Origin of the sequence: Burkholderia sp. ZZQ-2, assembly GCF_050768715.1 — a bacterium.
GTDB classification, from domain to species: Bacteria; Pseudomonadota; Gammaproteobacteria; order Burkholderiales; family Burkholderiaceae; genus Burkholderia; species Burkholderia cepacia.
On the sequence record NZ_LDVA01000297.1, the window covers coordinates 1 to 18,329 of the forward strand.

Consider the following 18,329-nt stretch of genomic DNA (forward strand, 5'->3'; position numbering starts at 1 on the left):
GCGGATCTTCGCCAGCTCCAGCGCCGACAGCTCGCCGATGTGCGCGAGGTGTTCCGCGAGAAAGTCCTTCAGGACGCGCAGCTTCGCCGAGCTGCGCCGGTTCGCCAGATACGCGATGTAGATGTATTCGCCCGTCAGCCGGTTCAGCAGCCGGTAGCGCGGCAGCACGGCTTCGAGCCGCCCGCTCGCGAGCAGGTCGCGCACCAGCCAGATCTCGAACTCCGCGATGCCGAGCCCCGCGCAGGTCGCTTCGAGCAGCAGCTCCGAATGGTCGGTGACGAGGTTGCCGGCCGGCAGCAGGCTGTGATGCGCGTCGCCGTTCACGAGCTCCCAGCGCGGATCGCCTTCGGGGTGCACGTAGCGCAGGCAGTTGTGTTGCTTGAGGTCGTCCGGCGTGGACGGGCGCCCGCAGCGGTCGAGATAGCCGGGCGTTGCGCACAGGATGCTGTCGTTGCGCGACAGGCGGTGGACGACGAGGTTGTCCAGGTAGTTCTCGCCTTCGTGAATGTCGAGGTCGAAGCCGCCGGCCACGAGGTCGTTGTGGTTGTCGGTGAGGCGCACGTCGAGCTGGATCGTCGGGTAGCGCGCGAGAAACGGCGCGACCAGCGGGGCGAGATGGCGGCGGCCGAACGCAACCGGCGCGGTGAGCTTCAGCGGGCCGCTCGGCTGGGCATTCAGCTCTGCGACGACACGCAGCGTGTCGTCGAGATCGGCGATCAGCGTGACGGCGCGTTCCAGGTAGATGTGGCCGGCCTCGGTCAGCGTGACGCTGTGCGTCGAGCGGTGCAGCAGCGCGACGCCGAGTGCCTCCTCGATCGCCGTGACCTTGCGCGCGACCGTCGACGTCGACACGTGCATCTCCTTCGCGACCGCCGAAAAACTCCCTGTTTCGACCACTCTCACGAACGCGCGCATCGCGCCCATGTGATCGATGCCGGTTTCTCTCGCGCCTTTTTTCATTCGATTCTCGCTGTTGCGTCCCACGCAAAACCGCTTTCGATAATACATAAGCGAGCTTGTTTTTGCAAAGGCATAGAATGCGAACCCGTCGCGTCGGGAAGCGGCGAACGGCAAGCGGTACGAGACATCCAGGAGGGCACGATGACAGAAAACGGCTTCCGCGTCGAAGCGGATCTTTTAGGCAAACGAAGTATTCCGGACGACGCGTATTACGGCGTCCATACGCTGCGCGCGAAAGAGAACTTCGACATTTCGGGCCGCACCATCGCGTCGCTGCCGTACCTCGTGATGGCGCTCGCCGCCGTGAAGGAGGCCGCGGCCGACGCGAACTGCGAGCTCGGGCTGCTGCCGCGACCGTACCGCGATGCGATCGCCGCCGCGTGCGTCGAGATTCGCGAAGGGCGCCTGCACGACCAGTTCGTCGTCGACGTGATCCAGGGCGGGGCCGGCACGTCGACCAACATGAATGCGAACGAGGTGATCTGCAACCGCGCGCTCGAACTCATGGGGCACGCGCGCGGGCAGTACGAATACCTGCATCCGAACGAACACGTCAATCTCGCGCAGAGCACCAACGACGTCTATCCAACCGCGATTCGCGTCGCGACCTGCTTCGCGCTCGAGCACCTGCTCGAAGCGATGGCGCGCCTGCGCGATGCGTTCGCGGAGCGGGCCGACGCGTTCGCCGGCCTGCTGAAGCTCGGCCGCACGCAATTGCAGGACGCGGTGCCGATGACGCTCGGCCAGGAATTCTCGACCTACGCGGTGATGCTGACGGAAGACATTGCACGCCTGCAGGAAGCCGGCTGGCTGATTCGCGAGATCAACCTCGGCGCGACCGCGATCGGCACGGGCATCACCGCGCATCCGCAGTACGCGGAGAAGGCGCTGGCGGCGCTGCGGCGCATTACCGGGCTCGACCTGAGCACCGCGCCGAACCTGATCGAGGCGACCCAGGATTGCGGCGCGTTCGTGCAGGTCTCGGGCGTGCTCAAGCGGATCGCCGTGAAGCTGTCGAAGATCTGCAACGACCTGCGGCTGCTGTCGAGCGGCCCGCGCGCGGGGTTCGGCGAGATCAACCTGCCGCCGGTACAGGCCGGCTCGTCGATCATGCCCGGCAAGGTGAATCCGGTGATCCCGGAAGTCGTCAACCAGGTCGCGTTCGAGGTGTTCGGCAACGACCTGACCGTGACCTTCGCCGCCGAGGCCGGGCAGCTTCAGCTCAACGCGTTCGAGCCGGTGATCGCCAGCGCGCTGTTCCGCAGCTTCAGCCACCTGACGGCCGCCTGCACGACGCTGGCGCAGCGTTGCGTGAGCGGGATCACCGCGAACCCCGAGCGGCTGCGCGAAACGATGGAGCGCTCGGTCGCGCTCGCGACCGCGCTGAATCCGTACATCGGCTACAAGCGCGCGACCGCCGTGGCGGCCGAAGCGCACGCGACCGGCAAGTCGATTCGCGAGGTCGTTCTCGAACGCCAGTGGATGACCGATGCGCAGGTCGACGAAGCGCTTCAGCCCGAAGCGCTGATCCGGCCGCGCGTGCTTTGACGCCGGCTGAAGGCCGCCGGCGCGCGCGTTGAGCGCCCGGCGGGCCGTCATTTCATCAGCGCCCCCGCGCGGGGCGCGACACATCAAGAAACTACGGAGACTCACGATGAACCACAGCAGCGAGCGCCCGGCCGGTCCGGCCGGCGGCGCGGATTCCCGTCATGCCGACCCCGATGCGATGTTCGCGTCGCACGAAGCAGGTTACGCGAAGCAGTTGAAGCCGCGGCACGTGCAGATGATCGCGATGGGCGGTGCGATCGGCACCGGCCTCTTTCTCGGTGCGGGTGGACGCCTGCAGAGCGCGGGGCCCGCGCTCGCGCTCGTGTATCTCGTCTGCGGCGTGTTCGCCTTCCTGATCATGCGCGCGCTCGGCGAGCTCGTGATGCACCGGCCGACCAGCGGCAGCTTCGTGTCGTACGCGCGGGAGTTCATGGGCGAGCGCGCATCGTTCGTCGCGGGCTGGATGTACTACCTGAACTGGGCGACGACCGGCATCGTCGACATCACGGCGGTCGCGATCTACATGAAGTACTGGGCCGTGTTCACGGACGTGCCGCAGTGGGTGTTCGCGCTCGGTGCGCTCGGGATCGTGTCGGTGATGAACATGATCGGCGTGAAGGTGTTCGGCGAGATGGAGTTCTGGTTCTCGCTCGTCAAGGTGGGGACGCTCGCGGTGTTCCTCGCGGTCGGCGCGGTGTTTCTCGCGAGCGGCCATCCGGTCGCCGGGCAGATGCCGGGGCTTCACCTGGTCGCGGATCACGGCGGGATCTTTCCGCATGGCCTCCTGCCGGCCGTGCTGATCGTGCAGGGCGTCGTGTTCGCGTACGCGAGCATCGAGCTCGTCGGCGTCGCGGCGGGCGAGACGGCCGATGCGCGCAAGGTGCTGCCGAAGGCGATCAACAGCGTGATGTGGCGTATTGCGCTGTTCTATGTCGGCTCCGTCGTGCTGTTGACGATGCTGCTGCCGTGGACGGCATACAGCTCGCACGAAAGCCCGTTCGTGACGTTCTTCAGCAAGCTCGGCGTGCCGTATGTCGGCACCGTGATGAACGTCGTGGTGCTGACCGCCGCGCTGTCGAGCCTGAATTCCGGCCTCTATTCGACCGGGCGCGTGCTGCGCTCGCTGGCGATGGGCGGATCGGCGCCGCGCTTCGTGTCGCGGATGAACGCACGCGGCGTGCCGTACGGCGGGATCCTGATCACGGTCGCGATCAACGCGATCGGCGTGCCGTTGAACTACATCGTGCCGGCGCAGGCATTCGAGATCGTGCTGAACATGGCGTCGCTCGGGATCATCACGACGTGGGGCTTCATCGTCATGTGCCAGATCCTGTTCCGCCGCGCGGTCGATCGCGGCGAGCTGAAGGCGGTGTCGTTCCGGATGCCCGGCGCGCCGTTCACGTCGTGGCTCACGCTGGCCTTCCTCGTCGGCGTGCTGGTGCTGATGGCGTTCGACTATCCGGGCGGCACGTGGACCATCGCGATGATTCCGGTCGTCGTGCTCGCACTCGTGGTGGGCTGGAAGCTGGCGAAGCGCGGTGCCGCGCGAGAACAGGCGGCGAATGCGCGTACGTCCGTCGCCACGGGTGCCGTCGCCGATCCGGCGCGGGGCGCCTGACGGTACACGCCGGGCGCGCCGGCGCGGTCGCGCCCGGCGCGCCGGTACGGTCAGTTCAAGCCGGCGCGTTCGCCGACCCATCGGCCGAAATCGCCGGCCATCTCCGCGGTCAGCTCGTGGCCGGCATCATACAGCCGCGTGTCGTGCGCGACACCGAGCGCCGTGAGTTTCGCGTCGGCGGTGTCGGCCCACGCGACGGGCAGCTTGTCGTCGAAGCGGCCGTGCACGATCAGCGCATGGAGCGGGCGAAGCGCATCGCGCGGCGCGATCAGCGGATCGATTTCGGGCAGGATGCGCCCGCACAGCACCGCGAAGGCGGCGACATCGTTCGGCGACGTGAGGCCGACGCCCGCGCTCATGATGCCGCCCTGGCTGAAGCCGGCGATCACGGTCGGCAATGCGGCGCCCGCGCCGTCGCGGGCGCGGAATGCACGCAGCAGCGTGATCAGCTGAATGCGGCTTTCGTCCGCGCGGGCCGCGTCGATTTCGGGGCCGTTCGGGCCGAAGCGCACCGGAAACCATGCATGCTGGCCGGGCCCGAACGTGAGCGGGCCGCGCAGGAACGCGATCTCGATCCGGGGATCGATGATGCCGGCCAGGTTCAGCAGGTTGGTTTCGTTGCCGCCGACGCCATGCAGCAGCAACAGGCGGGCAACGGGGCGGCCGGCGGCAGGGCGCAGCCGGTATGGGAGGCCCGACTCGGGATCGGTGGTCAGCGGCAGGACGTCGGTCATTGCGTGAATCCGGAAAGGGAACGATGCGACAGTCTAGAGCGTACGGACGGGCGGGTGAATCGTCGGCGAGCGATTGATTGTTTCCTAGGAGGAATGAATTCGACGCATCGAGCCTGCCGCTCATGCCCAGGCGATGCCGCCGCCACGCCCGAACCCGCTAGGGAAAACCATAGTGCCCGGAATGCCGCGCGCGCTAGATCGAGTAAGCGCGCAGTCAGCTTCGCTATTCAGAATCGCCGAACTCATTCAAAAAGCAAACCAGGAGACAGGCGATGCATGATGGGTTGGTGAAAAAAATCGAAGCGCATCCGAAGTACGCGCTGCTCAAGCGACGGCGCAATACGCTCGGTGTCTTTCTGACCGCGCTGATGTTGATCGTCTACTACGGCTACATCGCGCTGATCGCGTTCGACAAGTCGTTTCTCGCGAAGCCCGTGAGCACCGGCGTGACGAGTGTCGGCGTGCCGATCGGCATGGCGGTGATCGTGTTCACCGTCGTCATCACCGGCATCTACGTGCGCCGCGCGAACAACGAATACGACCAACTGACGCAGGACATCCTGCAGGACGTCGCCCGATGAAGAAGACACTTTCGACGATGCTGGTCGCGCTGCTGGCCGCGAGCGCGTGCGGCGTGGCCGTCGCGGGCGGCGGCGATGTCGGGCAGACCGCCAAGCAGGCGACCAACACCACGGCCATCGTCCTGTTCGCGCTGTTCGTGGCAGGGACGCTGTGGATCACCAAGTGGGCGGCTTCCCGCACGCGTTCCGCGGCGGACTTCTATACGGCCGGCGGCGGCATTACCGGGTTTCAGAACGGGCTGGCCATTTCGGGCGACTACATGTCGGCCGCTTCCTTCCTCGGCATTTCCGCCGCGGTGATGACCTCGGGTTACGACGGCCTGATCTATTCGATCGGCTTTCTGGTCGGCTGGCCGGTCATCACGTTCCTGATGGCCGAGCGGCTGCGCAACCTCGGCAAGTTCACGTTCGCCGACGTCGCGGGCTACCGCTTCGAGCAGGGGCCGATCCGCAGTTTCGCCGCGATCGGCACGCTGGTGGTGGTGGCGTTCTACCTGATCGCGCAGATGGTGGGCGCGGGGCAGCTCATCAAGCTGCTGTTCGGTCTCGACTACTGGGTGGCCGTCGTGATCGTCGGCGCGCTGATGATGGTCTACGTGCTGTTCGGCGGCATGACCGCGACCACCTGGGTGCAGATCATCAAGGCGTGCCTGCTGCTCGCGGGCGTGACGTTCATGGCGATCATGGTGCTCGCGCAGTACGGCTTCAGCCCGGAGGCGTTGTTCGCCCATGCCGTGGAGGTCAAGACCGCGATTGCCGCGAATGCCGGCAAATCGACGGACGATGCGACCCGTATCGGGCTGTCCGTCATGTCGCCGGGCGGGTTCATCAAGGATCCGGTCTCGGCCATCTCGTTCGGCATGGCGCTGATGTTCGGCACCGCCGGCCTGCCGCACATCCTGATGCGCTTCTTCACGGTGCCGGATGCGAAGGAAGCGCGCAAGTCGGTGTTCTGGGCCACCACCTGGATCGGCTATTTCTACGTGCTGATCTTCATCATCGGCTTCGGCGCGATCACGCTGGTGCTGACCAATCCGGAACTGTCCGACGTGGCCAAGGGCGTGATCAAGGGCGGCGCGGGCACGGCCAACATGGCCGCGGTGCTGGTGGCCAAGACGGTGGGCGGCGACGTGTTCTACGGCTTCATCTCGGCCGTGGCCTTCGCGACGATCCTGGCCGTGGTCGCCGGGCTCACGCTGTCCGGCGCTTCCGCGGTGTCGCACGATCTCTATGCGACCGTCTTCAAGAACGGCAAGGCCGACAGTGCCGACGAGCTGAAGGTGTCGCGCATCACGACGCTGGTGCTCGGCGTGATCGCCGTGCTGCTGGGCATCGCGTTCGAGAAGCAGAACGTCGCGTTCATGGTGTCGCTGGCCTTTGCCGTGGCGGCGTCGGCCAACTTCCCGGTGCTGTTCCTGTCGATGATGTGGAAGGGATGCACCACGCGCGGCGCGGTCATCGGCGGGTTCCTGGGGCTGGCCTCGTCGGTGGGGCTGACGATCGTGTCGCCGTCGGTGTGGGAGGCAACGCTCGGTTATCCGAAGGGTTCGGCGTGGTTCCCGTACACGTCGCCCGCGTTGTTCTCGATGACCATCGGCTTCGTGGGCGTGTGGCTGTTCTCGGTGCTTGACTCGAGCGCGCGCGCACGGTCGGAGAAGGGCGCGTTCGCCGCGCAGCAGGTGCGCTCGGAAACGGGCCTGGGGGCGACCCGCGCCAGCAGCCACTGACCGGCCGCCGGTCACGCCCGCTCCGGGGCCGACGATGCCGTTCATCGCATCGTCGGCCCCGGGGCGGGCGGTATCGTTTTCAGCCCTTCGTCCAATGATTCACCGGCAATAAAAAATCGCGCATTCAACCGGATTCGCCGATAATTCGCAAACGTTTTGCGAAAGTCATATAACGGTCAATTCGCGGATCGAATAAATAAAAAAATATCCGTATCCCGGATTTCCGGTCACGCACAGGCGCCGCCAGAAGCCTTGAAGCATGGGGTTAACGGCAGATCCCGGCAATACTTTAGGGCTCTTTCGTCGCAATTATTCATTGCATTTTTATCAATGAACGATTGATTTCCGGTCATCGGAGCGTCATACACCATCCCCGATAATTCGGCGCTCACATTCTTTCAATAGACCAAACGGCGATCGAAGCCGGATCGCTGCGGGGAGCTGTACTCATGACCATCCGTCATCGCATTACGCTGCTAGTCGTCCTGACGTTCTTCGCGCTGTCCGCGATCGGCATCTATGCCGTGTACCAGACGCGCAAGAGCGCGTCGGAGGTGCGTCAGGTTACCCAGGGCATCGTGCCGAGCGCGCTCGCGTCGGCCGATCTCGTCGCCGATGTGAAGAACATCCAGATCGCGACGATGACGCTCGTCTACGCGCCCGACGCGAATACCGCCGCCCAGGCGCGCGACGAGCTGAAGGCGAAGCAGGCCGCGCTGCGCGCCGCGCTCGACGTGCAGGCGAAGTCGGCGGTCGGCCAGGCGCAGGTCGGGCTCGTGTCGCAGGCGAAGGACAGCGCCGCGAACTATTTCGCGGCGATCGACGACACCGTGAAGATGAAGGCCGACGGCAAGCCCGAGATGGCGCAGGCGTACCTGTTCGCGAACGTCGCGCAGTATCGCGACGAACTCGAAAGCATCGTCGACACGCTGCGCGTCGAGAAGAACCGCCAGAAGGACGTCGCGATCAGCGCGCTGAACGGGATGCTCTCGACGACGGCAACCGCGATCGCGGGCGTCGCCGGCACGGTGATCGTGCTGCTGACCGCGCTCGGCTTGCTGCTGTATCGCCAGATCACGCGCCCGCTGATCGGGATGCAGACGGCGATGAGCGAGATCGCGGCGAGCCAGGATTTCACGCGCCGCGTACCGGTGGGCCGGATGGACGAAATCGGCCATTCGATCGTCGCGTTCAACGGGATGATCGAGAAGATCCAGGAGAACGCCGCGCAGCTCAAGCAGAAGACGGCGGACATCCAGGCGATGCTGCAGAACATGCAGCAGGGGATCCTGACCGTCGTCGAAGGCGGCGTCGTGCATGCCGAGTATTCGGCGTACCTCGAGACCATCTTCGAGACGAGCGACATCGCCGGCCGCGACCTGATGGCGCTCGTGTTCGACGATTCGGCGATCGGCGCCGACGCGCGATCGCAGGTCGACGCGGCCGTGCATGCGTGCCTCGGCGAAGACAGCATGAACTTCGAGTTCAACGAGCACCTGCTGGTGAATGAAGTCGCGAAGCGGATGCCGGACGGCCGCGAGAAGTGGCTCGACCTGAGCTGGTCGGCGATCACCGACGAGACCGACACGGTGGTGCGCCTGATGCTGTGCGTGCGCGACGTGACCGAGATCCGCGAGCTGACGGCGCAGGCCGGCGAGCAGCAGCGCCGCCTCGAGATGATCGGCGAGATCCTGTCGATCAGCCAGGACAAGTTCCACGACTTCGTGCACAGCGCGAAGGGTTTCCTCAGCGAGAACGAGCGGATGATCCGCCAGCACGAGCGCGCCGATCACTCGATCGTCGCGGCGCTGTTCCGCAACATGCACACGATCAAGGGCAATGCACGCACGTACAGCCTCCAGCACCTGACGAACATCGTCCACGAAGCGGAGCAGGCGTACGACTCGCTGCGCCGCGCGGACGGCGGCCCCGAGTGGAACCGCGACGCGCTGATGGACGATCTCGCGCGCGTGCGCGAGGCCGTCGAGCACTACGCGACGATCAATGCGGTCACGTTGGGCCGCAGCGGTGACGCGGTGCAGGGCGGCGCCGACTTCCTGATGGTCGAGCGCGCGCACATCAGCGAGAGCCTGCGCGTGCTCGACGGCGCCGATCCGGCGAACGCAGCCGACTGGCACGCGGCACGCGATGCCGTACGCCGCATGCTGAGCCAGCTCGGCACGCAGGGGATCGGCGATGCGCTCGGCGGCGTGATCGAGTCGCTGCCGTCGCTCGCGGCCGAACTCGGCAAGCCGGCGCCCGTCGTGCATATCGACAGCCATGGCCAGCGCGTGCGCAGCGAAATCGTCGCGACGCTGAAGAACGTGTTCATGCACCTGCTGCGCAACGCGATCGACCACGGGATCGAATCGTCCGACGAACGGCGCGCGGCCGGCAAGGCGGCATCCGGCACGATCGACATCGCGGTCGGTGTGGGCGGCGGCGAGCTGTGGTTCGTGCTGAGCGACGACGGCCGCGGCCTCGCGCTCGACCGGATTCGCGGCATCGCGCGCGAGCGTGGCTGGATCGATGCCGACCACGACGCGGCGCTGTCCGACGACGCGGTGGCCGAGCTGATCTTCCGCCCCGGCTTCTCGACCGCGAGTGCCGTGACCGAAGTGTCGGGGCGCGGCGTCGGCATGGACGCGGTGCGCAACTTCCTGAAGCGCGACGGCGGCGATATCGCGCTGCGCTTCACCGACGATCGTGTCGGCGCGCCGTACCGTGCATTCGAAACGATCGTGTCGTTGCCGGCCCGCTTCGCAGCGGACGGTGCCGCTCACGAGCGCGCGCGCAGCGCGGACGTCGGCGTTGTGGAGTGACGAAGTGATCGTGCAGGCGTGGATGATCCAGATGGCCGCCGCGCTGGCGGGCGGCGCAGTCGTCGCAATCGTGGCAGCGATCGCATTTCGCGTGATGCGCAAGCGGCTCGTCGCGGCGCTGGAGCGCGATGCGCATGCGTTGCGCGCTGCGCTCGACGCGGCCGGCGAGCGTGCCGAACAGGCGGCGTCCGCGCACGCGGAGGCGGCCGACGCATGGGCGCACCGCGAGGCGCAGCTCGAGGATGCGCTGGCACGCGAGACTTCCGCGGCGGGCACGCAGCGCGACGCGCTGCAGGCCATGTCGGCCGATCGAGCCGCGCTGGCGCAGCACGCGCAGAAGATCGCCGACGAAGCCGCGCGCCTGCGCGGGCTCGCCGGTACCTTCGAGCGCTGGCACGAGCAGATGATCTCGCTGACCACGCAGAACCAGGACATGCGCACGAAGAACCTGGAGCTGTCGGCGATCGTCGCGCACGTGTCGATCGTGTCGCTGAACGCGTCGATCGAGGCGGCGCGTGCCGGCACGGCCGGGCGCGGCTTCTCGATCGTCGCGAGCGAGGTGCGCGGGCTGGCCGCGCGCTCGCAGCAACTGTCGAACAGCTATCGCGACAGCCTGAACCGTAACGATCTCGTGACGGCCGCGACGTTCCAGGACATCCAGGCCGGCGGCAAGATGATCACGGCCGCGCTGGCGACCGTCGAGGCGCTGGCCGGGCAACTGCATGCGCGGATCGACGGAGGCGCGGCGTGATCAGCGCGCAGGCGAAAGCCGGTTTCGAGCGGATTTTCTTCGATGCGGCGCGCACGCGGCTCGCATCCGGCGGTGCGTGCGACATCCGGCCGTCCGCCGGCGCGGCGCATGACGGGCACGATCGCGCGCACGCGAAGTCGCGCGCGAAGCCGACGGTGCCCGAGCACGTCGCGGCGCTGACGATCTCGGCGCTGCATTTCCGCCTGCTGCTCGCGCTGCGCTTCAGCGACGACGACGCGACGCGCCGCCGTTTCGCCGGCGCGACAGCGGGCACCGGCAGCCAGCGGCCGCTGCCCGAAGCGTTCATGGAAGTCGCGAACCTGTGCTGCGGCGCGATCAACCAGGCGCTGACCGCACCGTTTCCCGACCTGGGGATGTCGACGCCTTATCTGCTGAGCGGATCGAGCATCGATTACCTGGGCGCGCTGTCGCCCGATCACGTGGCCGCTTACGACCTGACGCTCGACGGCGGCGTGCGGGTCGGCGCGACGCTGTGCGTATGCGCGAACGCGCCGGTCGATTTTCATGTGCCGGAAACGGCCGTGATGGAAACCGGCGGCGAGCTCGAACTGTTCTGACCGACCCCGACCGACCATTAGGAAACCTTGAGATGACCGTAGACCAACCCGTCAGCAAGGTGCTCGTGCTGGACGACAGTCGCGCGCACGCCGACGCGATCAAGCGCTTCTGCGACGAGCACAACCTGGTCGGCCTGACCGTGCGGCGCAACCGGCTGCTGAAGGTGCTGCGCTCGAACATCGACCTCGGCGCGATCCTGCTGGCCGAGGATTACGGCGGCTCGCCGGCCGAGAGCGCGATCATCGCGACGCAGATCGATGCGCTGCGCCCCGAGCTGCCGATCATCCTGCGCCGCGACGCGCACGCGTCGCGCGACGGGTTGCCGGAGGCGCTCGCGCGTGTTGCGTGCGCGGCCTACGTCGCGGACGACATGACGCCGCTCAAGCGCGCGATCGACGAATACCTGTTCGGCCGCGATTACCCGAACGCGCTCGTGCGCGGCATCTCGGAGATCACCGAGGCGCGCATCGACGGCCTGTTCCCGGGCATGACGATCGAGCACGAAACGCCGTGCATCGTGCGCGACCAGATCATCTTCGGCGAAGTGTTCAGCCTGATCGCGCTCGAAAGTGCGTGGTGCCGCGGCTACATGCTGCTGCAGACGAGCGAGCAGCCGCTGCTCGACATGCTCGGCGGCACGCGCGACGCGGGCCGCGCGCCGGATTTCCGCGACGTGAACGGCGTGCTCGGCGAGCTCACCAATCTCGTGTGGGGCGCGTTCAAGAACCGCTATCTCGGCGACGCCGAGGCACTGGCGCGCCATCCGGTGCAGGTGCCGCTCGTCGTCAATCACAAGCAGAAGTTCATCTCGTTCGGCGGCGACTGCCCGCAGCTCTGCTTCAAGTACCGGATGACCGATCCGGCATCGGGGCGTGCCGTCTGCATCGACCAGCGCTTCGTGTTCAGCCTGAGCTGGTCGCCGGAGGATTTCCGCGAATCGGTGCAGGACGTGGGGCCGATGGTCGAATCGGGTGAACTCGAACTGTTTTGAATGTTGAAGTCGCAACGAGGAAAGGGGAATACAGCATGGCAAAGATTCTGGTGGTCGACGATTCGGGCACGGTGCGCGACGAGGTCGCGGGTTTCCTGCGCGATCACGGGCTCGACGTCGCGACGGCCGTCGACGGCAAGGACGGGCTCGCGAAGCTCAAGGCGACGCCCGGCGTGCGTCTCGTGATCAGCGACGTGAACATGCCGAACATGGACGGCCTGACGATGGTCGAGAAGATCCGCGGCGAACTGGCGAATTCGACGGTCAACGTCGTGATGCTGACGACCGAAAGCAGCCCGGCGATGAAGGAGCGCGGCAAGGCCGCCGGCGTGAAGGGCTGGATCGTGAAGCCGTTCAAGGGCGACGCGGTGCTCGACGCGTTGAAGAAGCTCGCGGGCTGACGCGCGTCGGCGACGTCAGCTTGCAGGACGGTGCGACGGTCGAGGTCCGCTCCGCACCGCAGACGCCCGCGATGACTGCGCGGATGAATACGTTCGGCGCGATCCGGGGCGGTGTGCTGGCCATTGGCGTCATGGGTGCCGTCTTTTTCCTCGGCGGCGTCGGGCATCTGTGGCCGGGCGGGCGCGGGTGGCGCAGCGGGCGGCTCCCGGTCGCGCGCTGAAGCGGTCCCCCGTTCGTTACCGGGCGTCCGGCGCGGCGCTCGCGAATTCGTCGACGACGGCTTCGATCACCGCTTGCACGCGTGCGGTCTTGTAGAGATCGGCATGCGCGACGAGCCACACGTCGAAATGATTGCATCGTCGGGGCATGAGGCGCACCAGTTCCGGCTCGGCTTCGGCGCGGAAGCACGGCAGCTCCGCAATGCCGAGCCCCGCAAGCGCGGCTTCGACCAGCATCATCGTCGACGATGTCTGGAACATCACGCGGCCGCGCGACGTCGGTTCGCCGCACAGGGCGTCCCACATCGTCGGCACCACCGGCTGCTGGTACATCACCAGGTCGTGTCCTTCGAACGCACTGCCTGCGACCGGTTCGCCACGCTCGGCCAGGTAGCGGCGCGATGCGTAGATGCCCGTTTCGAGATGCCCCAGCAGCCTGACGATCAGGTCCGGTGATTCCGGCCGCAACGTGCGAATCGCGAGATCCGCTTCGCGGCGCGTGAGATTGGCGATCTCGGCCGACGTCACGCACACGACGTCGATGCCGGCATGCCTGCGCCGCAAGCTGGCGATGGCGGGAATCACGAAACGCTTGCCGAGCGAGTCGGTCGTGGCAATGCGCACCGACCCGGCAAGCTGCTCGTCGAGCCCCATCACGCGTCGCTCGATGGTGAGCGACGCCCGTTCCATCGTTTCGGCGGGTTCGAGCAGCGCTTCGCCCGCGGTCGTCAGCACATAGAGGGCCGGGGTTCGGAGAAACAGGCGGGCCGAGAGTTCGTCTTCGAGCGCGGCGATCCGACGCCCCACCGTCGCCTGATCGACGTTCAGTTGCGCCGCGGCGCCGCGAAGCGTGCCGGTGCGCGCAAGGGCCAGGAAGAAGCGGGCGTTGTCCCAGTTCATACGGGTCGGCAGTGTCATCGGGCAGGGCGGCGGCGGGGAGTGGAGATGCATATCTGCATCAGGCAAATGCGAAATTATCACTTTTCTGCATCGTGTGCCGTTTCTAGACTCCCGGGATCTGCCTGGAGGTTTCATGCCCGATTGCCATCCCGTTTCCCTTCCCGTATCCATCACGACAGCGTGCCGCCCGACGGCCCGCGAACGCCGCTTCACGCTTGCGCTCGTCGCGATCGGCATGTTCATGGCGGTACTCGATACGACGATCGTCAACGTTGCGCTGCCCGCGATGCGCGCGAATCTCGGTGCGACGGTCGCGGCGCTCGCGTGGATCGTCGACGCGTATACGCTCAGTTTCGCCGCGCTGATTCTCGCGGGCGGCGCGTTGTCCGACCGGTTCGGTGCCAAGCACGTCTATCTCGCGGGGCTGGCGCTGTTCGTCGCGGCATCGGCCGGATGCGGCTTCGCGCCGTCCGTGGCCGTCCTCGTGGCCGCGCGATTCGTGCAGGGCATGGGCGCCGCGCTCTTTTTACCCGCGTCGCTCGCGGTCGTGCGCAGCACCTTCGACGTGCCTGCCGAGCGGGCGCGGGCGATTGCGGTATGGGCGGGCATCGCGTCGGTCGCGGTGGCCGTGGGCCCGGTGCTGGGCGGCGTCCTCGTGGACGATTTCGGCTGGCGCAGCGCATTCCTGATCAATGTGCCGACCGGCGCGGTCGCTCTTGCCGGGGCGGCCGTGCTCGTTCGGGCGTCGGTCGCGCGGCATGCGCGCCACTTCGATTGGGCCGGCCAGTGTGTCGGTGCGATCGCGCTCGGTGCGCTGTGTTTTGCCGTGATCGAGCTGCCGACGCGCGGCCCGGGTGCGGCGGAAGTCCGGGGCGCGCTGCTGGTCGCCGGTCTCGCCGCCTGCGCGCTGGTCATCATCGAACGGCGTGCTCGCGATCCGATGGTTCCGCTGGCGTGGTTTCGCAATCGCACCTTCGTCGCGATGAACCTGATGGGCAGCCTCGTTTATGTCGGGTACTTCGGCCTGCTGTTCGTCCTGAGCCTGTACCTGCACGGGCGCTTCGGCATGAGCGCGCGGCAGACGGGGCTGACGCTGTTGCCGTTCGCGTTGAGCCTGTCGCTCGGCAATCTGCTGTCTGGAAAATTGCAAGGCCGTGTCCATCCGGTCCGGCTGATGGCGAACGGTCTCGGGATGGCGGCGCTGGCCATGCCGGCACTCGCGGCCGCGTTGACGCTGCGTGCGCCGTGGCCGGTGGCCTGGGCGGCGATGGCCGCGTTCGGCACCGGAACCGCGCTGTCCGTGGCGCCGATGATCGCGACCGTACTCGAACAGGTGCCCGCGGATGCGGCGGGCGTGGCGTCGGGATTCCTCAATGCGGCGAGACAGGCAGGCAGCCTGTTCGGTGTGGCCATCGCCAGCGCCGCGACGATACTGCTGCCGAATCCGACCGCCGCCCTATGGGCGATCGCGGCGGTCGGTTGTATCGCCTATGCGACGGCCGCTCATGCCGCGCGGACGGCAGGCACGGCGAGGGCCGCGCAACGGCGCGGTTGATGCGCGAGTCGCGTGGTTGTTGCACGACGGCACGCCGGCTACTGCGCATGCATGCGCGTCCGCGCGACTGGACGCCGCACGGAATGTGGAGGACCATTTCAGCGGTATGCCGCGAACGGGCGTGCGAGATTGCCGCCCGTTCGTGCCGTGCCGAATCCCGCCGAACCCCGTCGAGCGAATCATCATGGAACCCGATCAAGAGACTGCCGAACCGATCCTGTTGCGCGACGCGCACGACGGTGTCGTCACGCTGCGATTGAATCGCCCGCAGCAATTCAACGCGTTATCCGAGGCGATGCTCGCGAGCCTGCACGATGCGTTCGATACGCTGGCGGCCGATCCGCACGTGCGCTGCGTCGTGCTGGCCGCCGAAGGCCGGGCGTTCTGCGCGGGCCACGACCTGCGGCAGATGCGCGGCACGCCCGAGCTCGATTACTACCGCACGCTGTTCGCGCAGTGCAGCCGCGTGATGCTCGCGATGCGCGCGTTGCCGGTGCCGGTGATCGCACGCGTGCACGGCATCGCGACGGCGGCCGGCTGCCAGCTCGTCGCCGCGTGCGATCTGGCCATCGCGGCCGATACCGCGCGCTTCGCGGTATCGGGCATCAACGTCGGGCTGTTCTGTTCGACGCCGGCTGTTGCGTTGAGCCGCAACGTCACGGCGAAGCGCGCGTTCGACATGCTCGTGACCGGGCGTTTTGTCGATGCGGCGACGGCCGCCGCGTGGGGGCTCGTCAACGAGGCCGTGCCCGAGGACGCGCTCGACGCGGCCGTCGCACGCAAGGTCGCCGAGATCGTCGCGAAGAGCCCGGCCGCGGTGCGCTACGGCAAGCAGATGTTCTACCGCCAGCGCGAGTTGCCGCTCGACGAAGCCTATGCGTATGCGGGCGACGTGATGGCGCGCAACATGATGGAAGAGGATGCGGGCGAAGGGATCGACGCGTTCCTCGAGAAGCGCAAGCCGACCTGGCGTTCGTAGTGCGACGTCGAAGGCCCGCGAACGGCGCGGAAGGGCCGTAACCCGGGCCTGTCCCGTATTCCGGAAAACAAACGGGCTGCCCGAGGCAGCCCGCAACCGAAGCGGCACTTGCAGCGCGCGGCCGCGCGCTGCCACAGCGACCCGGGTCAGCGCCCGTAGCTCCCGGTTCGCAGCGCCGGCTGTTCGCTCGACGCACCGGGCGGCACGATCACGACCGGCACGCGGCGCGCGAGCGCGCACATCAGCTCGTAGCCGATCGTGCCGCTGGCTTCCGCCACGTCGTCCACCTTCACCTGGTCGCCCCACAGCTCGACGCTCGACCCGATGCCCGCGCCCGGGCACGGCGTCAGGTCGACGGTCAGCATGTCCATCGACACGCGGCCGACGATGCGCGTCATCACGCCGTCCACCGCGATCGGCGTGCCGGTCGGCGCGTGGCGCGGATAGCCGTCCGCATAACCGCATGCGACGACGCCGATCCGCATCGGCCGGTCGGCCGTGAAGCGACGGCCGTAGCCGACGGTTTCTTCCGGCGCGAGCGTCTGCACGCCGATGATCTTGCTCGTCAGCGTCATCGCGGGCATCAGCGGCGTGTCGGCGATATCCCGCGACGCACCCGTCGGCGATGCACCGTACAGGATCGTGCCGGGCCGCACCCAGTCGCGGTGCGCATGCGGATGCCACAGCACGGCCGCCGAGTTCGACGTCGAGCGCTCGCCGGGAATCCCCGCCGTGGCCGCATCGAACTGTTCGAGCTGCCAGTCGGCCTGGCCTTCGTCGGCGTTCGCAAAATGCATCATCAGCGTGATCTTGCCGATCGACGGCGCGCCGGCCGCGCGCTCCCACGCCGCGCGGAAAACGTCGGGCCGGTAGCCGAGGCGGTTCATCCCGGAGTTCATCTTGAGCTGGATGTCGATCGGCTGCCGCGGCTTTGCCGCGATCAGCAGGTCGAGCTGTTCGTCGCAGTGCACGGACACCGTCAGCCGATGACGGTCGGCCAGCTCGACGTCGGCCGGCTCGAAGATCCCTTCGAGCAGCAGCACGGGCTTGTCCCAGCCGAGCTCGCGCACGCGCACGGCTTCGTCGAGGTCGAGCAGCGCGATGCCGTCGGCGGCGGCGAGGCCCGGATAGATCCGCTCGATGCCGTGGCCGTATGCGTCGGCCTTGACGACGGCCCACACGCGCGATTGCGCGGCGGTGCGGCGGATGAAGTCGAGGTTGTGGCGGATGGCGTCAGGGCGGATATGGGCGACGATGGGACGGGGCATGGCGATGTCTCGGATCGGATGTCGTTGGGCGCGCGCGGCGGCGTGGGTTCGGCAGTCCGGCGCGAAAACACGCCGGGCCAGTGTTGAACGCTATCTTATTGGTGTTCGACCAGTTTTAATTAACGTATTTGTCGACGATTTGGTGGAAATTTTTGTGTTCGTCCCGGCTGGGCGCGGCTGTCGACAGGCCGCGCAGCCGAGTCTCCCGTCTAGAAAACCGGTGCGCGAACGGCATGACGCAATGCTAAGCTCTCGGCGATCTTGTCATTGATCAATGTAACGATAAAGGAGGAGACTTTTGATGACGACGTCCCAGCTGTGCCTGTTCATCGTCGCGCTGCTGCCGTTCACGATGACGTTTCTCGCGAAGGCCCGCAAGGGTTACGACAACCGCGCGCCGCGCGACTACCTGGCGAAGCTCGAAGGCTGGCGCGCGCGGGCGCAGGCCGCGCATCAGAACGCATGGGAGGCGCTCGCGCTGTTCACGGCCGCGCTGGTGGTGGCATGGCACAACGGCGCGAACGTGCATCGCGTCGACCAGCTCGCGATGGCGTTCGTCGCGATCCGGATCGTCTACATGCTGATGTACCTGCTGAACTGGGCGTCGCTGCGTTCGCTCGTGTGGTTCGGCGGGATGGCGTGCGTGGTCGCGTTGTTCTTCGCTGCGCCGTAGGCGCCGGCAGGCAAGGCGAGGCC

At 67.1% G+C, this 18,329-nt stretch carries 17 protein-coding genes; 13 read left to right on the forward strand and 4 right to left on the reverse strand.

The features are described from left to right. On the reverse strand, nucleotides 1-960 hold a 960-nt coding region (locus tag ABY44_RS25930; protein ID WP_431642611.1), incomplete at its 3' end, for a LysR family transcriptional regulator. A gap of 141 nt (nucleotides 961-1,101) precedes the next feature. On the opposite strand from ABY44_RS25930, the gene ABY44_RS25935 reads away from it, so the two are divergent. Together ABY44_RS25935 and ABY44_RS25940 are read left to right on the forward strand one after the other, a co-directional pair. Then, nucleotides 1,102-2,508, forward strand: a complete 1,407-nt coding sequence (locus tag ABY44_RS25935; RefSeq protein WP_027791265.1) for an aspartate ammonia-lyase — start codon at nucleotides 1,102-1,104, stop codon at nucleotides 2,506-2,508. 106 nt (nucleotides 2,509-2,614) lie between these two features. Further along, on the forward strand, nucleotides 2,615-4,126 hold the full coding sequence (locus ABY44_RS25940) for an amino acid permease (RefSeq protein WP_060056156.1): 1,512 nt from the start codon (nucleotides 2,615-2,617) through the stop codon (nucleotides 4,124-4,126). Between the two features lie 50 nt (nucleotides 4,127-4,176). Here ABY44_RS25940 and ABY44_RS25945 read toward each other — a convergent pair whose 3' ends face one another. After that, nucleotides 4,177-4,860, reverse strand: coding sequence for an alpha/beta hydrolase (locus ABY44_RS25945; RefSeq protein WP_060172525.1), 684 nt, complete (start codon nucleotides 4,858-4,860; stop codon nucleotides 4,177-4,179). Nucleotides 4,861-5,132: 272 nt separating this feature from the next. Here ABY44_RS25945 and ABY44_RS25950 point away from each other — a divergent pair, with 272 nt between their 5' ends. The 8 genes from ABY44_RS25950 (at nucleotide 5,133) to ABY44_RS25985 (ending at nucleotide 12,933) form a co-directional block, all read left to right on the forward strand. Beyond that, nucleotides 5,133-5,441, forward strand: a complete 309-nt coding sequence (locus tag ABY44_RS25950; RefSeq protein WP_027791268.1) for a DUF485 domain-containing protein — start codon at nucleotides 5,133-5,135, stop codon at nucleotides 5,439-5,441. Next, nucleotides 5,438-7,168: a cation acetate symporter gene (locus ABY44_RS25955; RefSeq protein WP_060172527.1), complete on the forward strand. Its 1,731-nt coding sequence runs from the start codon at nucleotides 5,438-5,440 to the stop codon at nucleotides 7,166-7,168. Before ABY44_RS25950 ends, ABY44_RS25955 begins: the two co-directional genes overlap by 4 nt. Before the next feature lie 449 nt (nucleotides 7,169-7,617). Next, complete coding sequence (locus ABY44_RS25960) at nucleotides 7,618-9,990, forward strand: MCP four helix bundle domain-containing protein (protein ID WP_027791270.1); 2,373 nt, start codon at nucleotides 7,618-7,620, stop codon at nucleotides 9,988-9,990. 10 nt (nucleotides 9,991-10,000) lie between these two features. Further along, nucleotides 10,001-10,741 carry a methyl-accepting chemotaxis protein gene (locus ABY44_RS25965; protein ID WP_414143098.1) on the forward strand — a complete coding sequence of 247 codons (741 nt, stop codon included), beginning with the start codon at nucleotides 10,001-10,003 and terminating at the stop codon, nucleotides 10,739-10,741. Then, nucleotides 10,738-11,319 (forward strand): hypothetical protein, encoded by a 582-nt coding sequence (locus ABY44_RS25970; protein ID WP_060172529.1) that lies wholly within the window; start codon nucleotides 10,738-10,740, stop codon nucleotides 11,317-11,319. The genes ABY44_RS25965 and ABY44_RS25970 overlap by 4 nt, the downstream gene beginning before the upstream one ends. Before the next feature lie 32 nt (nucleotides 11,320-11,351). Beyond that, the gene (locus ABY44_RS25975; protein ID WP_060172531.1) at nucleotides 11,352-12,311 is read left to right on the forward strand and encodes a chemotaxis protein CheX; all 960 of its coding nucleotides are present in this window, start codon (nucleotides 11,352-11,354) and stop codon (nucleotides 12,309-12,311) included. Nucleotides 12,312-12,346: 35 nt separating this feature from the next. After that, nucleotides 12,347-12,712 (forward strand): response regulator, encoded by a 366-nt coding sequence (locus ABY44_RS25980; protein ID WP_060172533.1) that lies wholly within the window; start codon nucleotides 12,347-12,349, stop codon nucleotides 12,710-12,712. 83 nt (nucleotides 12,713-12,795) lie between these two features. After that, a complete protein-coding gene (locus ABY44_RS25985; protein ID WP_230948875.1) occupies nucleotides 12,796-12,933 on the forward strand; it encodes a hypothetical protein in 138 nt (45 codons plus the stop codon). 16 nt (nucleotides 12,934-12,949) lie between these two features. On the opposite strand, the gene ABY44_RS25990 is transcribed toward ABY44_RS25985, so the two are convergent. After that, nucleotides 12,950-13,831 (reverse strand): LysR family transcriptional regulator, encoded by an 882-nt coding sequence (locus ABY44_RS25990; protein ID WP_060172537.1) that lies wholly within the window; start codon nucleotides 13,829-13,831, stop codon nucleotides 12,950-12,952. 133 nt (nucleotides 13,832-13,964) lie between these two features. Between ABY44_RS25990 and ABY44_RS25995 the strand changes: the two genes are divergently transcribed. Both ABY44_RS25995 and ABY44_RS26000 read left to right on the forward strand, forming a co-directional pair. Next, nucleotides 13,965-15,386 carry an MFS transporter gene (locus ABY44_RS25995; protein WP_060172539.1) on the forward strand — a complete coding sequence of 474 codons (1,422 nt, stop codon included), beginning with the start codon at nucleotides 13,965-13,967 and terminating at the stop codon, nucleotides 15,384-15,386. Between the two features lie 184 nt (nucleotides 15,387-15,570). Further along, nucleotides 15,571-16,365 carry an enoyl-CoA hydratase gene (locus ABY44_RS26000; RefSeq protein ID WP_059683810.1) on the forward strand — a complete coding sequence of 265 codons (795 nt, stop codon included), beginning with the start codon at nucleotides 15,571-15,573 and terminating at the stop codon, nucleotides 16,363-16,365. A gap of 146 nt (nucleotides 16,366-16,511) precedes the next feature. Here ABY44_RS26000 and alr read toward each other — a convergent pair whose 3' ends face one another. Continuing rightward, nucleotides 16,512-17,633, reverse strand: coding sequence for an alanine racemase (alr, locus tag ABY44_RS26005; RefSeq protein WP_060172542.1), 1,122 nt, complete (start codon nucleotides 17,631-17,633; stop codon nucleotides 16,512-16,514). Nucleotides 17,634-17,934: 301 nt separating this feature from the next. Between alr and ABY44_RS26010 the strand changes: the two genes are divergently transcribed. Further along, nucleotides 17,935-18,306 (forward strand): MAPEG family protein, encoded by a 372-nt coding sequence (locus tag ABY44_RS26010; RefSeq protein WP_060085073.1) that lies wholly within the window; start codon nucleotides 17,935-17,937, stop codon nucleotides 18,304-18,306. Nucleotides 18,307-18,329: the final 23 nt, after the last annotated feature.

Excerpts from the sequence above, each read along its gene's own strand:
- ABY44_RS25995 (WP_060172539.1), top strand. The coding sequence starts at position 13,965 with ATGCCCGATTGCCATCCCGTTTCCCTTCCCGTATCCATCACGACAGCG.
- ABY44_RS26000 (WP_059683810.1), top strand. The coding sequence starts at position 15,571 with ATGGAACCCGATCAAGAGACTGCCGAACCGATCCTGTTGCGCGACGCG.
- ABY44_RS25940 (WP_060056156.1), top strand. The coding sequence starts at position 2,615 with ATGAACCACAGCAGCGAGCGCCCGGCCGGTCCGGCCGGCGGCGCGGAT.
- ABY44_RS25985 (WP_230948875.1), top strand. The coding sequence starts at position 12,796 with ATGAATACGTTCGGCGCGATCCGGGGCGGTGTGCTGGCCATTGGCGTC.
- ABY44_RS25955 (WP_060172527.1), top strand. The coding sequence starts at position 5,438 with ATGAAGAAGACACTTTCGACGATGCTGGTCGCGCTGCTGGCCGCGAGC.
- alr (WP_060172542.1), bottom strand. The coding sequence starts at position 17,633 with ATGCCCCGTCCCATCGTCGCCCATATCCGCCCTGACGCCATCCGCCAC.
- ABY44_RS25935 (WP_027791265.1), top strand. The coding sequence starts at position 1,102 with ATGACAGAAAACGGCTTCCGCGTCGAAGCGGATCTTTTAGGCAAACGA.
- ABY44_RS25960 (WP_027791270.1), top strand. The coding sequence starts at position 7,618 with ATGACCATCCGTCATCGCATTACGCTGCTAGTCGTCCTGACGTTCTTC.
- ABY44_RS25975 (WP_060172531.1), top strand. The coding sequence starts at position 11,352 with ATGACCGTAGACCAACCCGTCAGCAAGGTGCTCGTGCTGGACGACAGT.
- ABY44_RS25950 (WP_027791268.1), top strand. The coding sequence starts at position 5,133 with ATGCATGATGGGTTGGTGAAAAAAATCGAAGCGCATCCGAAGTACGCG.
- ABY44_RS25990 (WP_060172537.1), bottom strand. The coding sequence starts at position 13,831 with ATGAACTGGGACAACGCCCGCTTCTTCCTGGCCCTTGCGCGCACCGGC.
- ABY44_RS25945 (WP_060172525.1), bottom strand. The coding sequence starts at position 4,860 with ATGACCGACGTCCTGCCGCTGACCACCGATCCCGAGTCGGGCCTCCCA.
- ABY44_RS25980 (WP_060172533.1), top strand. The coding sequence starts at position 12,347 with ATGGCAAAGATTCTGGTGGTCGACGATTCGGGCACGGTGCGCGACGAG.
- ABY44_RS26010 (WP_060085073.1), top strand. The coding sequence starts at position 17,935 with ATGACGACGTCCCAGCTGTGCCTGTTCATCGTCGCGCTGCTGCCGTTC.